General features: G+C 29.4%; 14 protein-coding genes and 6 tRNA genes. 8 read left to right on the top strand and 12 right to left on the bottom strand.

Features of this window, described 5'->3' with window-relative positions; all coding sequences use genetic code 11:
- Positions 1–20 precede the first annotated feature (20 nt).
- On the bottom strand, positions 21–473 hold the full coding sequence (locus METOK_RS04130; RefSeq protein ID WP_157198874.1) for an ATP-binding protein: 453 nt from the start codon (positions 471–473) through the stop codon (positions 21–23).
- Between the two features lie 141 nt (positions 474–614).
- Between METOK_RS04130 and cobN the strand changes: the two genes are divergently transcribed.
- Positions 615–4,337, top strand: coding sequence for a cobaltochelatase subunit CobN (gene cobN / locus METOK_RS04125; RefSeq protein ID WP_013866965.1), 3,723 nt, complete (start codon positions 615–617; stop codon positions 4,335–4,337).
- A 118-nt stretch (positions 4,338–4,455) separates the two neighbouring features.
- Here cobN and METOK_RS04120 read toward each other — a convergent pair.
- A tRNA-Phe gene (locus tag METOK_RS04120) sits at positions 4,456–4,529 on the bottom strand.
- A 115-nt stretch (positions 4,530–4,644) separates the two neighbouring features.
- Here METOK_RS04120 and METOK_RS04115 point away from each other — a divergent pair.
- The 5 genes from METOK_RS04115 (at position 4,645) to METOK_RS04095 (ending at position 5,165) form a co-directional block, all read left to right on the top strand.
- Positions 4,645–4,720 (top strand) — tRNA-Asn (locus METOK_RS04115).
- Between the two features lie 42 nt (positions 4,721–4,762).
- A tRNA-Ile gene (locus METOK_RS04110) sits at positions 4,763–4,837 on the top strand.
- A 10-nt stretch (positions 4,838–4,847) separates the two neighbouring features.
- Positions 4,848–4,922: transfer RNA gene (locus METOK_RS04105), tRNA-Glu, on the top strand.
- 14 nt (positions 4,923–4,936) lie between these two features.
- A tRNA-Leu gene (locus tag METOK_RS04100) sits at positions 4,937–5,021 on the top strand.
- Positions 5,022–5,093: 72 nt separating this feature from the next.
- Positions 5,094–5,165, top strand: a tRNA-His gene (locus METOK_RS04095).
- A 596-nt stretch (positions 5,166–5,761) separates the two neighbouring features.
- On the opposite strand, the gene METOK_RS08730 is transcribed toward METOK_RS04095, so the two are convergent.
- The 5 genes from METOK_RS08730 to METOK_RS04070 all read right to left on the bottom strand — a co-directional run bounded on the left by METOK_RS08730 (position 5,762) and on the right by METOK_RS04070 (position 9,158).
- Entirely contained in the window at positions 5,762–5,938 is a 177-nt protein-coding gene (locus METOK_RS08730; RefSeq protein ID WP_013866964.1) for a hypothetical protein, read from the bottom strand.
- A 180-nt stretch (positions 5,939–6,118) separates the two neighbouring features.
- The gene (gene csa3, locus METOK_RS04085; protein WP_013866963.1) at positions 6,119–6,727 is read right to left on the bottom strand and encodes a CRISPR-associated CARF protein Csa3; all 609 of its coding nucleotides are present in this window, start codon (positions 6,725–6,727) and stop codon (positions 6,119–6,121) included.
- Positions 6,728–7,005: 278 nt separating this feature from the next.
- Complete coding sequence (gene purS / locus METOK_RS04080) at positions 7,006–7,254, bottom strand: phosphoribosylformylglycinamidine synthase subunit PurS (RefSeq protein WP_013866962.1); 249 nt, start codon at positions 7,252–7,254, stop codon at positions 7,006–7,008.
- 25 nt (positions 7,255–7,279) lie between these two features.
- Positions 7,280–8,011: a phosphoribosylaminoimidazolesuccinocarboxamide synthase gene (purC, locus tag METOK_RS04075; RefSeq protein ID WP_013866961.1), complete on the bottom strand. Its 732-nt coding sequence runs from the start codon at positions 8,009–8,011 to the stop codon at positions 7,280–7,282.
- Between the two features lie 154 nt (positions 8,012–8,165).
- Complete coding sequence (locus METOK_RS04070) at positions 8,166–9,158, bottom strand: 3-isopropylmalate dehydrogenase (RefSeq protein ID WP_048057875.1); 993 nt, start codon at positions 9,156–9,158, stop codon at positions 8,166–8,168.
- Between the two features lie 257 nt (positions 9,159–9,415).
- Between METOK_RS04070 and METOK_RS04065 the strand changes: the two genes are divergently transcribed.
- Entirely contained in the window at positions 9,416–10,084 is a 669-nt protein-coding gene (locus METOK_RS04065) for a histidinol phosphate phosphatase domain-containing protein (protein ID WP_013866959.1), read from the top strand.
- Between the two features lie 122 nt (positions 10,085–10,206).
- The gene (gene cfbE, locus METOK_RS04060; RefSeq protein ID WP_013866958.1) at positions 10,207–11,511 is read left to right on the top strand and encodes a coenzyme F430 synthase; all 1,305 of its coding nucleotides are present in this window, start codon (positions 10,207–10,209) and stop codon (positions 11,509–11,511) included.
- A 55-nt stretch (positions 11,512–11,566) separates the two neighbouring features.
- Here cfbE and METOK_RS04055 read toward each other — a convergent pair whose 3' ends face one another.
- The 5 genes from METOK_RS04055 to METOK_RS04035 all read right to left on the bottom strand — a co-directional run bounded on the left by METOK_RS04055 (position 11,567) and on the right by METOK_RS04035 (position 17,427).
- Positions 11,567–11,731, bottom strand: coding sequence for a preprotein translocase subunit Sec61beta (locus tag METOK_RS04055; protein ID WP_013866957.1), 165 nt, complete (start codon positions 11,729–11,731; stop codon positions 11,567–11,569).
- A gap of 83 nt (positions 11,732–11,814) precedes the next feature.
- A complete protein-coding gene (locus tag METOK_RS04050) occupies positions 11,815–13,191 on the bottom strand; it encodes a PFL family protein (protein ID WP_013866956.1) in 1,377 nt (458 codons plus the stop codon).
- Positions 13,192–13,391: 200 nt separating this feature from the next.
- Positions 13,392–14,009 carry a dCTP deaminase gene (gene dcd, locus METOK_RS04045; protein WP_048057873.1) on the bottom strand — a complete coding sequence of 206 codons (618 nt, stop codon included), beginning with the start codon at positions 14,007–14,009 and terminating at the stop codon, positions 13,392–13,394.
- 131 nt (positions 14,010–14,140) lie between these two features.
- A complete protein-coding gene (locus METOK_RS04040) occupies positions 14,141–14,680 on the bottom strand; it encodes a tRNA (cytidine(56)-2'-O)-methyltransferase (RefSeq protein WP_013866954.1) in 540 nt (179 codons plus the stop codon).
- Positions 14,681–14,820: 140 nt separating this feature from the next.
- A complete protein-coding gene (locus METOK_RS04035) occupies positions 14,821–17,427 on the bottom strand; it encodes an STT3 domain-containing protein (RefSeq protein ID WP_013866953.1) in 2,607 nt (868 codons plus the stop codon).
- Between the last annotated feature and the right edge of the window lie 171 nt (positions 17,428–17,598).

Here is a 17,598-nt window from a genome sequence, read left to right as displayed (position 1 = left end):
AATTTTATATATTTTTAATTTTAATCATATTTATTAATTTTTTTCTCTGGAAATACTATGGCATTATTTTCACAGCATAAGCAGGAACAGGCATTACAGTTTATTATGCAATTAAATGGATATTTAACAACAACTTTACCATTTTCCCATTCATAAACTCCTTTTGGGCAGAAATCTATACATTTTTTGCATTTTTTGCAGTTTGTATAATTAATTGTTGGAAACCATACTATATCCTTTCTTTTTTTGCGATATTCTTCATAGTAAATTTCCTTTCCAGCATTATAAAATTTTTTATATATTAGTTTATTTGGCTCTCTAACCATTTTTGTTATATTCTCATAGGTATTATATATTTCCCTATCAACATCCAATTCATTCATAAGCTTTTTTATCTCTATATTTAATATCATAAATTCCCTAATTTTTATTAATAGTTCTTTTTGTTTTAATTGTTTTAATTGGTTGTCCATTTTTTTCACCAAATTAATATGTTTTTTATTATTTTTAATAAAAAATTTTAAATATATCATATTTATTAACATTGTTATTAAAAATATATTTATTATTTAATTATTATTCTTTAATTTATTTTAATTAAGCTTGGTGAGATTATGATTAAAATAGGTTTTGTATCTACTGTTGATAGTGATGATTTGGTTTTTGAAGAGGTATATAAAGAAGTTAAAAAGTATGGCATAAAATTTAAGATATTGGATTATAACTGCTCTGAAATGGAATTTAATGAGTTCTTAGAATTTATTAAAGATGCAAATATTGTATTTACAAAACTTATGGGTGGAAAAAGTGCTTTTAAATATTTTGATGAATTAAAAGCATTTACATTAAAAAATGATATCCCATTTTTACCTCTACCTACCTTAAATGAGATTCATCCAGATTTAGATGAAGCTACAACAGTTAGCAGTGATGTTAAATTAAAGGTTATTAAATATTTAGGATATGAAGGTGTTGAAAATTACAAAAATCTCCTTTTATATTTAGCAAATACCTTTGGAAACTTAAATTCAAATATAAAATATGAAGAACCAAAACTCATGCCATGGCAGGGTATTTATTATAAAAACAAATATTTTGAGACTCTTGATGATTATATCAACTATCTAATTAAAAATGGAAAAGAAATACAAATAAATAACAATTATAAACATAATTATAAACCAGTTATTGGAATACTATTTTACAGAAATTGGTTTATTGCAAATAATGTAGATTATGTAGATGATTTAATAAATATAATAGAGGATAAAGGAGCTCTACCTATTGCCGTATTTACATCACATTTAGAAAATGAATTGGGTGCTATTGGAACACTAAAAACCTTTGAAAAATTCTTTTATAAAAATAACAAGCCAATTATCCACAGTTTAATTAATACAACATTATTCACCTTGTCGATGGGTGTTAAACCAGATTTATTAAAGGATGAACCAGAATTCTTAAAAAAACTCAATGTTCCAATATTGCAGGCAATTGTATCCACAGGATATATTGAGGACTGGAAAAAATCAATAGCAGGAATAAATCCAATTGATTTAGTAATTGGAATGGCTATGCCTGAATTTGATGGGACTATAATACATTTTCCAATAGGTGGAAAAGAAAAAATAAAAGATGGAGAAGTAGGAGCTCCTATTATAAAATATAAATCAATAAAAGATAGAGTAGAAAAGATTGTTGATTTATCTTTAAAGTATGCCAATTTAAAATTAAAAGAAAATAAAGATAAAAGAATAGCAATAATATTCCATAACTATCCACCAAGAAACGATAAAATAGCAAGTGCTTTTGGTTTAGATAGTCCAGAAAGTGTTTTAAATATTTTAAAAGAACTAAAAAACAGAGGATTTGATGTAAATCCAGATTTATATAAAAATGGAACAGATTTAATAAAACATATGCTGAACTATGCTACAAACGATAAAAGATTCTTAACAGAGGAACTCATAAAAAAAGCCGTAGGAAATGTAAAAAAAGAGGATTATGAAAAATGGTTTAACAATCTATCGGAAAAGGTAAAATATGAATTAATAAAAGATTGGGGCGAAATTCCAGGAGATGTAATGAATTTTGATGGTAAATTAATTATTCCCGGAATTATAAATGGAAATATCTTTATATCTGTTCAAGCACCAAGAGGTTTTGGGGAAAATCCATCTGCAATATACCACTCTCCCGACTTATCTCCGCCACATTATTACATTGCATTTTATAAATGGATTAAAAATGTTTTTAAAGCAGATGCAGTTATGCATATAGGAAAACATGGCAATTTGGAATGGCTTCCAGGAAAATGTGTAGGTCTTTCAAGAGATTGCTATCCAGATGTAAATATGGAGCTCCCAAATATATATCCCTACATTGTAAATAATCCAGGAGAGGGAACACAGGCAAAGAGAAGAAGTTATGCAACAATTATAAGTCATTTAATTCCACCTATGACAATATCAGATTTATACGCTGAATTATCTGAATTAGAAAAGGATATAGATGAATATTATGAAGTAGAAGGAGTAGAAAAAAAAGACTTTTTAAAGAAAAATATATTGAATAAAATTAAGGAGTTAAAACTTGATGAGGATTTAATGGATGGAAATACAATAAATAAAAAAATGGACAATACCAATTTTGAAAATCTTTTAAATAAAATCCATGATTATTTGGAGGAATTAAAAAATAGACAAATAAATGAAGGACTGCATATAATGGGCGTTCCACTTTGTGATGATAAATTAATAAATATGATTTTTATGATAATTAGGTATCAATTTAATTATTTAGAGATAATTTCCAATATATTGGGTTATGATTGGGATAAATTAAACGAAAATATGGGGCAAAATCACAAAATTATTGATAAAATAAACGAAATTGCCATAAATCTACTTAATGAATATAAAAAATACGATTTTAATGAGAATGAAATAAAAAACCTAAAAACCATTAAAATAAACTCTAATTTAAAGGAAATTTTAAAAACAGTATCTATTATCTACAAAAGCTTGATGAGAGTAGATGATGAGATAAAACATGCTGTTGATGCATTGGAAGGTAAGTATGTTCCACCAAGAATAGCCGGAGCTCCGACAAAAGACATAAATTGCCTTCCAACTGGAAGAAACTTTTACTCATGCAATCCACAGGAAATACCTACAAAAACCGCCTATGAAATGGGGAAGAGGCTTGCAGATGATTTAGTTAATAAATATTTAGACGAAGAAGGCAAATATCCAGAATATTTGGGAGTTATAGTATGGGGTTCTCCAACGATGAGGACCAAAGGGGATGATATTGGGGAGATTTTATATCTTTTGGGAGTTAAACCTATTTGGAACAAAATGGGGAGGGTAATAGGCACTGAGGTAATACCACTAAGTGAGCTCAGACGCCCAAGAATAGATTTAACATTAAGAGTAAGTGGTTTGTTTAGGGATACATTTCCACAGGTTATTGATTTAATCGATGATGCAGTTAGAAAAGTGGCAAATCTTAATGAGCCCGACGAAATGAATTATATTAAAAAGCATTATAAACAGGATGTTGAGGAAAAATTAAAAAACGGTATTGATGAGAAAATTGCAAGAGAAACGAGTTTATATAGGATATTTAGCGATAAGCCCGGCACTTATGGTGCAGGGGTAGCCAATTTGATTGATGAAAAGAACTGGGAATCAATTGAAGATTTAGCAAAGGTATTTGTTGAATGGGGTGGCTATGCCTACGGTAAAAATATCTACGGAATTGATGCAAAAAAGGAGTTCGTAAATCGACTGTCAAAGATAGAATTAACGGTTAAAAATGAAGATTCTCAGGAATGGGACATCTTTGAAGGGGACGATTTTAACAGTTATCATGGAGGACTTATTGCAGCTGTTACTCATTACTCCAAAAAACAGCCGAAAAGTTATATTGGAGATACATCAAATCCAAATAAAATAAAAACAAAACATCTAAAAGAGGAAGGAAAGCAGATATTTAGAACAAAAATATTAAATCCAAAATGGATTGAAGGTCTGAAAAAACATGGGTATAAAGGAGCGGGAGATTTCTCAAAATATATTGACCATATGTTTGCATGGGATTGCACATCCAATATAATTGATGATTGGATGTATGAAAAAATAGCTGAAAAATATGTGTTTGACAAAGAAATGGAAGAATTTTTTAAGGAGAATAATCCTTATGCTTTAATGAATATTACAGAACGATTATTGGAGGCAATAGAAAGAGAAAAATGGAATGTAAATAACGAGATGAAAGAAAAATTAAGGAAAAAATATTTGGATATAGAAGGCATGATTGAAGAAAAACTTTAAGCTTCATGCCTTTTTTAACTAAAATTATCAAAATTATTTTTATCAAAAATATCTAAAAATAGAGATTTAAACTAATTTTTAAATTTAAATATATGAATTAATATGTTCAAAATAAATATGCCGTGGGGGTGATTCGAACACCCGACAACTGGATCTTCAGTCCAGCGTTCTCCCGGGCTGAACTACCACGGCAATATCGCTTACAATTCCAAACTAAACAATGTATTCATCATATATATACTTTTCGCCGAAAAGTTTATATAGTAGAAGTTTAATTGTTATTGTGCAAACAAGATAAATAGCAAGAGCCCCCATAGCTTAGTAGGTAGAGCGACGGACTGTTAATCCGTAGGTCGCAGGTTCGAGTCCTGCTGGGGGCGCCATTTTTTTATATGATATTATTATACAGTTATATTATAGATTATGGGACCGTAGCTCAGCCTGGTTGGAGCGCTCGGCTCATAACCGAGTGGTCAAGGGTTCAAATCCCTTCGGTCCCATATTAGTAATGCTCCAGTGGTGTAGTCCGGCCAATCATGCGGGCCTTTCGAGCCCGCGACTCGGGTTCAAATCCCGGCTGGAGCACTTTAATTCTCTATGCAGGGGTTGTCGAGCCTGGCCAAAGACGCAGGACTTAGAATCCTGTCCAGTAGTGGTTCCAGGGTTCAAATCCCTGCCCCTGCACTATTTATATGGGGTAGGGATAGGACTTATAATGATATATGCCCTACATAAAATAAATTACATTTCACTGTGGCCGGGGTAGGGTAGTGGCTATCCTGGGGGACTGTGGATCCCCTGACCCGGGTTCAATTCCCGGTCCCGGCCCTTTTACTTTTTTAACGATTTTAAGAGTTATTTGGTCTTTTTTTATATAAATTTTTTTTGATTTTTTTAGTCCCCTTACCTTACATAGTCCCCCTATCTAAGTCCTTTTATTTCTTTCTTATTATTCAAATATATCAATATAATTTATACATTAATGTGTTATAAACACTTATAATTAGTTGTAATATTACTGCATGTCTTTAAAAATTAAATTTACAACTCCTCCTGCTTTTTTTGCCTCTGTTCCAAATTTTACCATCTCATCGCAAAATTCTTCATGACTCATTTTATTTATCCTATCCTCTGCCCTTCTTATCCATGTTGGGAGCTCATCATAATCAACATATTTTATTTTTCTTACCCTATGATTTTTAATTCTCTTTATATTTCTTTGGTTTTTTATAGCTCATAATTTTTCACCAAATATATAATTTATACCTTATTTACCCTCTTGACTTTTATTTTTTCTAGGAGGGTGTAATGCAATATATAATGATGAATTAAAAACTTAAATTATTTGATTATTATTTGGTGTAAAAAAAGATTAATATTTACTTTTTTCTTATCTTAAACTTTTAAAATATTTTAAGGGAAAATTATAATTTCATTTGTTTTGCCCATCTCTTACCCTCTTCAACTAACCTATTTATTCTTTTAATTCTATATTCTGGTATATCTCCTGTGGGTGTTTCAATTAAATCCTTCAAAAATTTATCTGCTACTTTTTTATCTTTTATTACTATAATATTTCCTTCTTCCATTATTGATGCCATAATGCCACCTAAATTTTTTTAATAGTATATTTTTTATATCTTATTTCATATTAATAATTAATTCCTCTAAAAAATAATATGTTAAATTTTTTTATTTTTCTTCTAAAAAATATAATATTTAAAATTTTAGCTAGTTTTATAAAAAAAGAATTTAATGATTTTAAAAAATTAAAAAAAATTTTAAACTATATTTACAATTCTCTTTCTTCCTATTTTATATGTTTTTACCAGTTTTTTCTGTTCTAAGGAATTTACATATTTAATAATTGCAGGAAGTGATACATCAAATTCCTTTGCTAAATCAGTAATTGTCTTTTCTCCTTCATTTAATGAAGCCAGTATTTTCCGCTCAAATTTTGTTAAATTATATGGATGTGCTATTTTTGGAAATTCTATTATTCTTTTATCATGGACATACACAATTTTGTTAATTTTATGAAATTCATAAAGAGAGGCATACAACAACGCAAAAGAAGTTATCTTCCTTCCACCAGTTAAATTTACAATAATATTATTATCTTCTTCTTTTTTTATAATTTCCCTAAATATTTCTACATTTTTTTCAAATTCAATGCCATTTACTTTTACTTTTTCATGTTCAATGCCGAGCATATTGCATAAATCTTCTGCCTTTTTAACTGCGTCATCTATTATTTTATGGTCTTCTTCTGTAAGATAATCTTCATTGTCTTTTGCATATATTATTATAACCTTTTTTGCTCCAAATTCGGCAATTGGTTTATATACATGCTCTATATGGTAGCCTATATTTATTATATGGGTGGTCATGTTCTCACGATTTAATATATTATATGTAATTTTTAATAATTATAATTATTTATCATCATTTATCATTTTCAAATATATATAATTTAAGTTAATATCATATAACTAAATATATAAATGTTAGCTTGAAAAATTATGATATTATATCTTAAAATAAAAATATAAAATAGATAATATGGATGATTTTTATTAGAATAAAAAATATATAATAAAATTGGAGATTTTACAGTATAGAAAGAATAGAATAGAATTTACCTAAATCCAACAATATCCATACTAAGTTACATCTTTTCTATTTTAATATCATAATCATGAATCACGGGATTTGCCAATAGCTTTTTACACATTTCTTCTACTCTTTCCATCACCTTATGTTCATCATCCCCTTCGACCATGAGCTCTATACATTTAAAAGTTTTTGCATCCTTTACCTCATTATATCCTAAAAAGTTTAGAGCTCTCAAAACTGTTCTACCCTCGGGGTTTAAAACTCCCTTTTTTAATTTGATTATAATCGTTGCTTTATACATAATATTGACTCCTCCTTAATTATCCTTAATCTATGCAACCTATTCTTTTTGCTACAACTTCGTATTTTCTAACAACATCTCCCATGTCTTTCCTATAAACATCCTTATCAAGAACATCTTTTGTTTCTTTGTCCCATAATCTCATGGTGTCAGGACTTATCTCATCTGCAACTACCAATTTCCCATCTTTTGTTCTTCCAATTTCGATTTTGAAATCTACAAGAATTATGCCTTTTTCATCAAAGAATTTTTTCAATATTTCATTTACATTTAGTGCCAATTTTTTTAGTTCTTTTAATTCCTCTTCTGTTGCAATATTTAAAGCAAGAGCTATGTCATTGTTTAACATTGGGTCTCCATAGTTGTCGTTTTTATAATCAAACTGCACAATAGGGGTTGTTAATTCTTTACCCTCCTCAAAGGGGTATCTTCTGCACAAACTTCCTGCTGCAATATTTCTAACTATTACCTCAATTGGTATAATTTTTACATTTTTAGCAATTATGTGGGTTGGTTCAATATATTCTAAAAAATGAGTAGGTATCCCATTTTCATTTAACAGTTTAAATAATTTTGAAGATATTAAAGCATTTAAGTGCCCTTTTCCTTTTTTCACATCGTGCTTTGCACCATTTCCTGCTGTAATATCATCTCTAAATTTAATTAAAACCTTATCATCATCTATTTTATATATTGATTTTGCCTTTCCACTATATATTGGTTCTTTTTTTAATATTTCGTCGATATTTATATCCATTGTATCACTACATCCACTGTATTTATTTATCTTAATTATCTATCTAAATTATGCTGTAATTATAATTATATTTTTTAATAATTAATTACTTGTTTAGTTAAAAATGAATATTTAAAAATTCTTTAAAAAATTAATATTTAATATATTAAAGTATTTACACTCTTTTAGCAACTTCTTCTGCCATCTCAAATGTTGTTAATGTGCCCCCTAAATCCGGTGTTGTTAATTTGTTTTCAAGAACCTCTTCAAGTGCTTTTTCTACCCTATCAGCAGCTTTATTTTCTCCCAAATATCTCAGCATTAAAACTCCTGTTAATATTGTTGCTGTTGGATTTGCTATGCCTTTTCCAGCAATATCTGGTGCTGAACCATGGACAGGTTCAAATAATCCATATTCATCCCCAATATTTGCAGAAGGAGCCATTCCAAGACCTCCCACTGTTCCTGCTGCACCATCTGATAATATATCACCAAATAAATTTGAGGTAACAACAACATCAAAGGTTTCAGGTCTTAATACTGCATACATATTCATAGCATCTATATAGAAGTCGTTTGTTTTTATCTCTGGATAATTCTTTGCAACTTCGTAGAATATACTTTTAAATGCCCCATCTGATAATTTTAAAACATTTGCCTTATGTGTGCATGTAACCTTTCCTTCTTTACCTTGTTTTTTTCTGTCCTTTGCCATCTCAAAGGCGAATTTAAATATTTTTTCACAGGCTTCTCTTGTGATTACCCTTGTTGCCGTATATACTCCATCGGTTATTTCTGCCTCTATACCTTTGTATAATCCTTCTGTATTTTCCCTAACTATTACATAATCGATATTGTCCTTTAAGCAGTTTATTCCCTTATAAGCCTTAACAGGTCTAACATTTGCATAGGTATTTAATATTTTTCTTAATTTTACAATTACATCAGCTGCGGTCTCCCCTGCTGCACCAAATAATACTGCATCACATTCTTTTGCAGTGTTTATGGTTTCTTCTGGAAGTGCTACGCCAGTTTTTTCAAAAACCTCATCTCCTGCCTCAGCATGAACAAATTCAAAATCAACGCCTGTGGCTTTTAAAACATTAACTGTTGCTGGAACTACTTCTCTTCCTATTCCATCTCCTTCAATTACACATATTTTATACATATCTTTCACCGTTTTATTTTTAAGATACATCTGATTTATATATTTTTATATGATGTTATATAATTATAATTTATATTTAAGATTATATTTGCAATATTATATAATATAAATAAATCGCATAAATAATATAAATTAAATAGTTAAAACTTAATCGTTAAAAATAATATATATGACTTTTTATTTTTATTTTTGTTTCTATTTTTATTTATTATTTAATTATTTAAGTTATTAACATTATAAAATAGATTGGTGATAATTTGAGATTTAGATATGACTTCCATACGCATACAGTTTTTAGCGACGGGGAGTTAATACCATCCGAGCTCGTAAGAAGGGCAAAAGTTTTGAACCATAAGGCAATAGCAATTACAGACCATGGCGATGCCAGCAATTATAAGGAGCTCATATATAAAACCACCCTTGCAAAAGAAGAATTGAAAAATTACTGGGACATCCAACTTATAGTAGGTATAGAGCTCACCCATATTCCTGCAAAATCCATACCAAAGATGGCTAAAAAATGCAAGGATATTGGTGCTGAAATCGTGGTTGTTCATGGTGAAACAATCGTAGAACCTGTTGAAGAAAAAACAAACTACTACACATCATTATCCGAAGATGTGGATATATTGGCGCATCCTGGATTAATAGATGATGAAACTGCTCAAAATATTAAGGAAAATAATAATATATTTTTAGAAATTACTTCAAGAAATGGGCATTCTTTAACAAATGGACATGTTTTAAACATTGCAAGGAAATACGATATTCCAACATTGATAAATACCGATACCCATGCACCTTCTGATTTAATAGATATCGATTTTGCAAAAATGGTTGGTTTGGGATGTGGTATGACTGAAATAGAACTAAAAAATAGCCTATCAACATACCCAAAGAAATTGCTCCAAAGGATTGAAAAATAATAAATTAAAAGGTTATAATATATAATAATAAAAAACAATATGATAATAATAAAATAATAAAATGTAATGTGATAAAATAAAATAATAAAATAATTAATTAAAGAAATAAAATTGGAGAGATTATGCTTATAATCGATGTAAATCATGGTGCATTGGATATTGCAAAAGAATATATTAACTTAGGATATAATGTATCTGTTTGGGACATCTACGGGAAATTGGAAAAGGATAAAGATATTTTAAAAAATTTAAATTATTCTATGGAACATATAAATTTAATATCATCAAAAGAAAAACCAGATTTTGAAAAATACGATAATATCATTGCTCCAATACACTGCCCAATTGACTGTAATTTTATCTCCTTTCATGATGCTATCTCTGAGCTCCTATATAAAAAATATGGAAATATACATAAAAAGTTCATAGAGATTACAGGTGTAAAAGGAAAAACCACAACAACGGAGCTCCTATATTATATATTAAAGGATGAATATAATATATTTCTAAATAATAGTAATAGTGGTTCTATCACCCCAGTTTCGGTATTAAATCATATTAATAGATTAAATGAAGAAAATAAACTTGATTTATACAATTTATTTATATTTGAAGTATCATTGGGAATTACCTCATGCAAATACGGAGCTCTTACAAATGTCGTTGAAAACTACCCTATCGGTAAAGGCAGACGAAACGCACTTAATGCCAAATTATACACTTTAAAAAACGCCGATAGGATATACATCAATAAAAATATTTTAGATAATTACGGTTATGATAATAATAATCTTGATTTAGTTAATAATAATATTAAATATAAATATATTGATAATAAGTATGTTGATAATAAGAATAATGATAATTTAAAAAAATTAACTGCCATAAGCCCAGAAGATGCTGAAATTATATCAAAATATCCTCTAAAATATAAATATAATAACAAAATCATCGAGTTTAGTAAATACATATTCGGAGCTCATTATATAGAAGATTCTCTATTTGCTTTAAATATATGTAAAAATTTTGTTAATTGTGAATATATTATCGATAAAATAAAAACTTTTGAAATAAAAAATAGAATGAATATCAAAGAGATAAATAACCGCTATATGATTGAAAATATAAACCCTGGTCTTAATGTTAAATCTATTGATTATGCCATTAAAGATTTTTCAGAGATTTTTGATGGAATTGTAATAATTGGAGGAGACTTTGGATGCACATGCGAAGAGCTAAATGTAAGAAGATTATCAAATATTATTAATAAATATAAAAATAAAAGTAATATTAAATTTATACTCACAGGAGCTCTTGGAAAAAAACTGAAAAAATATGTTAATTATCCTTATGTCGAGAACTATAACTTTAAATCTACTGAGCTCGATAAAAATATATTGATAATATATAGAAAAGCTATAAATTAAAAAAAATATTCAATAAAATAATTATTTAATAATAAAATATGCTAAAAAATTAAGTTTAGATAAATATGCCGTAGTTTAAAATAGCCTCTAAAACCATTATTGCAACGGTAATGCCAAGAACTTTCTCAGGAGCTATTTTAATTTTAGATATATCTTCATCCATATATCTAACAAGCCCTGCACTTGTGCTAAGTCCAACATCTTCATTTTTTCTAGCCATATTACCACATCATATTATTTTATTCTTTATTATTTTATTTAATAATAATATTTTATGTTTAGTATATAAATATATTTTCTTTTTTAATTCAGCATAGATTGTAATGGTGAAGGTATTCTTCCTCCTCTGTTTATAAATTCTTCCGATGAATATTCATTTACAGGCATAATCGGAGCTCTTCCCAACAATCCACCATATTCCACATAGTCTCCAACATCCTTATTTGGAACTGGTATAATTCTAACTGCTGTGGTTTTTTTGTTGATTACACCTATTGCCATTTCATCGGCTATTATTGCAGATATTGTTGAAGCAGGAGTTTTTCCAGGTATCGCTATCATATCGAGACCTACGGAACATACACAGGTCATGGCTTCAAGTTTTTCTAATCGCAATGCACCATCCTCAACAGCCCTTATCATCCCTGCATCTTCACTAACTGGGATAAATGAACCGCTTAATCCCCCTACATAGCTTGCTGCCATAGCTCCACCTTTTTTAACGGCATCGTTTAATAAAGCTAATGCAGCGGTTGTTCCGTGTGTTCCACATCTTTCAAGGCCAATAGCCTCCAAAATATTAGCTATACTGTCCCCCTCAGCAGGAGTTGGTGCAAGGGATAAATCCACAATTCCAAATGGAACATTTAATTCTTTTGATACTTCTCTTCCTATGAGCTCACCCACTCTTGTGATTTTAAATGCAGTTTTTTTAATCTCGTTGCATACTGTTCCTATATCAGCACCTTTGAGTTTTTCAATAGCTGACCTTACAACACCAGGTCCTGAAACTCCAACATTTATTACGGCGTCTCCTTCTCCAACTCCATGGAATGCCCCAGCCATAAATGGATTATCCTCAGGAGCATTTGCAAATACAACAAGTTTTGCACATCCCAATGCATCTTTTGTCATTTCAGAGGTTTTCTTTATTACTTCCCCCATTCTTTTAACGGCATCCATGTTTATTCCAGCTTTTGTTGTGGCAACATTTACCGATGAACATACGGTATCGGTTTCCTTCATCATATATGGTATGGAATCAATTAACATTGCTTCGCTTCTTGTGATGCCCTTTTGAACAAGTGCAGAATAGCCTCCAATAAAATCTATATTTATATCCTTTGCAGCATTATCAAGTGTCTTCCCGACTTCTACACATGCCTTAATTGCTTCCTCTTTATCCATGTTTTTTATGGCACTTCCAATAATAGAACCAATTGGCGTAACTGAAACCCTCTTTGTAACTATTGGAATACCGTATTTTTTAGATATTCTCTCAGCAGTTTCTACGAGATTCTCTGCGTTTGTTGTGATTTTGTTATATATATTTTCCTTTAAGGTATCTATATCTTCACAGGCACAATCCCTTAAATTTATACCCATTGTAGTTGCTCTAATATCTAAATTCTCATGCTCTATCATTCTAATAGTTTCTATAATTTCTTCTGGAACATACATAATATCATCTTTTTTATTTAATTTTTTAATCGTTTCTTTTTTTATTTTTATTTATATTATTATATATTCATTTTTAATTTCTTTATTATTTCACTATTTTATTTATTATTTTATTATTATCATATTGTTATTTTTTATTATTATATTATTTTTATCTTAGAGTATTTAGTATTATGATTAACAACCTATTTTTATTAATATTACTTTTTTAAAGCATTTAGCTCTTTACATATTAATGATGGCATTACAGAATCCTGACCTCCATATTTAGAGCTCACCCTATCACAGTAACCTACATTTGCAGGACTAAGTGTTTTGGTAAATATCAACTGTCCAATCCTTTGATTTTTATAGAGTATTACTGGTTTATCATAAGCCACAATCTCCAATGTAATTTTCCCCATAAATCCGGCATCAATCCATCCTGCTGTTTGATGAGATTGTAAAAATACCCTTCCAAAGGAACTCCTACCCTGATACTGAGCACATACATCATTTGATAATTTTATATATTCATTTGTAGTTCCAAGTAATCCTCCATCAACCACAGTATCTACTTTATATGTTTCCTTATAATAATCTATTATATCATCATCTAATTTATGATATAGTGGACATACCATTATTGAATTTTTTATTTTAAATTTTTCGTGGTTAAGCTTTTCCTTTAAATCATAAACCTCATCGTTATATACGATAAACTCATCTCCAAGTGTAACATCATAAGAACACGGCCCAACAAAATCCATATTAAATGGTTCAATAAATAATTTACCCGATTCTACATATTCAAGAATATCTCTATCACTCAATATCATTATTTTCACCATTATGATGCATATTATCAAAAAAAGATTATTTTATATGGACTATTTATTATTATACTTTATCATTTATCTTTTAATTTAGTTATTATTTATCATTTTATTTTATCTTTTTTAATTTTTAATTATTTTTTTTCAGTTATTACAACCTTTTCTTTTTTTGAAGGCATGACCTTTATTTTTGCATCTTTATAATCTCTATAAAGCGTTTTTCCTTCAAACAGCCTATCTAAAAATATGGCAATTGCTGCAACTTCTGAGTGTGGTTGATTTCCAATAGATATGTTATAATCTGCCAACTCATAGGCTTCTTTTGGAACCTTTTCTGCACCGATTATTATTAAAATATTTTTGCCTGTGTTTATATCCTCCTTGATGTTATTTATTGCCTCATTTATATTTTCACCATACATGGTTAAATGGACTACAACTCCATTATTTTCTTTAAATCTTTTTATATAAGATTTCCATGAATCTATTACTTCAAATTTAAAATCTCCACCCCAGTTTTCCACTATTCTATTTACACTTTCTCTTACATGATTATCATCACAGATAAATAATATCCTATCCGCACCCAGAGCTCGTGCAGTTAATGCCACATGTGTAGAAATTCTCTTATCTCGTTCTCCTCTATGACCCACTCTTAAAACTTCAACAGTCATTAAATCACCTAAAAAAGTATAAATTATAATATAAAAGTATAATATAAAAAATAATTTTAAAATAATTTAAATGGTGTATAAAAATAAAAATTAATTATTTTATTATTTATTTAATAATTTTTTATTTAGTTATTTATTATTTAATTTAAATATTTATTTCCATAATCTACCTTATAAACCTTAAATCCTGGCTGAATTCCATAGTTTGTAGGGTCTAAGGATGCTTTAACCAATTTTATATGTTTTAAACCATATCCATCAAGGAAATGAAGCTTTGTATATACGCTATCTTCGAGATTTCTTGTTGATATCCATACATAGGCATAATACTGACCATTTCCTACTGGTTCCAACCTAACAATTTCGCTCATAACCCCATTTTTATTGTATGTATCTTCATAAATATTATTTTCATCCTTAACAATTACCTTATGGAATCCTGTGATATTTTCACTTATCAATGTATTTGTTTTGGTGTTGTATGTAATATCATAACTTGCCATGGTTGAATTTTTTACCATGATAAGATTCATAACCATATAATCCTTTGTTTTTTGTAGTGGGACTCTTATAACAAGTGTTCCATTAGTTAAAAATCCTTCTCCTCTTAATTTTTGATAATATCCTTTTTCTCTTTTATCATCCGGTGTATTTGGTGAAAGATTGAAGTTCCACATACCAAACATACTCCAAACTGGAGCAATGTCTGTCATTCTATTGTATGTAATTAAATAATCAGGATTTGGATGTTCTGGATGAGTTGCATTTAATACATTATATGCTTCTTTACCTGTTAGTCCATATTTGTTGGTTAATACCGTATATGCATCGGTTCTATCCAGAGGCAATATCTCATTCAATATCTTTACAGTTTTAGCCACGCTGTGGTTTGTTTTATTCATTAAAATACTATTTTCTTCAAATGCACTATCTCCACTGGTGGCAAGCATTCTAAGTATTCCAATGGAAAGATTTTCATCTGATGTGGAAAATGCTCTTCCAACCCAGTATGCCCTTGGTGAGTTTTGGCTACCTCCATCAAATGTTACCATTTTTCTTGTAGCCCAGGTATAAATATGCCCATTATCCCACCAACAGGTGATTACAGAGTTATTTGGAGTTTCTGTTTTTATCCAATTTAAACTCTCCAACCACCCATTATTCAATGTTGGTGCCGAGCTCAGTGGCACTGCATTTGCAAGCGGTGGAAGAACCAAAGTTAATGCAAGCAATATACTGATAGTCTTTTTTATTTGCATCTCTTTATTTGAAGAGATTATATCAATTATCTTATACACTGCAAGTATTGCAATAGTTAAAATCATAATATATTCTGCAATAGGCACATAGGTTGTAGGTATCAATATCTTAGGTATCTTTTGTGCTGTAATTTTGAGTGCCACCAAAAATAAAATACCAATTATTGGGTATAATGTCCATTTTGTTAAATCATCGTTTCTTCTTTTTATTATATTTGCCATCTGTCCAGCAAATATACCTACACCTATGGATAATGGCGGAACCATCAAACCTATAAACCTAACACCTTTTGTAGCTGCATAGAATGTTGCAAATAACCAAAGTGTTAATAATATAGCATATTTTGCATCAAATTTAATACTCATCTCCTTGTATCTCATTGAAATGAATGACAGTAAAGCACCAATTATACCCAATACAAAGAGATATGCATTACCAAGTGAGCCACTTATAATATCATTGATAGATGGAGTGGCGAGCTCCGATACAGTCGTATATACATTTGGCCATCCTGATGCATGGGAAACTGCCTTTATTGTTGTAAAGCCAATGGGTGCAAGAGCTCCATTTATGAAATTATTTATTCCATATATAGCAGATATCAGTAGAACTCCGCCCGCAGTAAATATACCTATAATGGAAAGTATATTTTTTATGTTTCCAACTTCTACAACAACAGTTTTTTTATAACTATTTTTGATGATATAACTATATATCAAATATATAACTAAAAATCCACTTACAATATCGTATCCATACCACCAACCTGCCCACATTCTCGGAGCCAATGCCATAACTATTGTTGCCAATGTGGCAAATATTAAGGATTTTTTTAGGTTTTCCTGGTGATGTATGGCCTCCATAATAAACCATACTATAAATAATATGGGCAAAACCTCAAATATTGGGGTGTCTGCAAAACCTGCTGAAGTTTTATACAATAGTGCAGGACTTGATATTATCGTTAATGCCCCTACAATTCCTCCAATATTGCTTAATGTGGTTCTTCTAACTATGAAAAATACAGGAATTCCCAACAATATACCCATTATAGCAGGAACCCAATATGCTGCATTCATTAAGGTTACAGTAGCATCATACGAATGCCATATATCGTATATTGCAATTGTGGTTAAACATATTACAGGAACTGGTTCTGTTATTGGATGTCCTGGTGGTGCATACTGACAGGTATCATAAGGCACCAATTTTCCATTAACTTCTTTTAGTGTTTCCCCAAGATATCCATGATAATAGTAATTTTCAGTTAATCTTAGATAGTAATAAGGGTCTAATGCCACCAAATACATTCTTCCATGTTCATCTGCGAACATACTTTTCAATTGTGGGTTATCTGTAAATCCCATATCTGCTGGCTGAGCTCTTAGCTGAAAGCTTATGAGCCCTATAACCAAAACTATTAAAAATAGTTTTATGTATTTATGTTTGTTAAAGAGCTCAGAGATTTTATTTATTAAATTCCCCATATTATGCCTCCAATATTGTTATATTATCATATTATTAATAGTTAGAGATGCATATTTCATATTAAAATAATATATTTATAAATAGTTTATGAATTTAATATTTATTGATATATGGTACACATACTTTAAAATATTCGCCGAAAAAGTTTAATATTATTGGTTAGGATTATT

Source organism: Methanothermococcus okinawensis IH1 (assembly GCF_000179575.2).
GTDB lineage: Archaea > AGJL01 > Methanococci > Methanococcales > Methanococcaceae > Methanofervidicoccus > Methanofervidicoccus okinawensis.
This window is presented reverse-complemented; position numbering and strand designations above follow the sequence as displayed.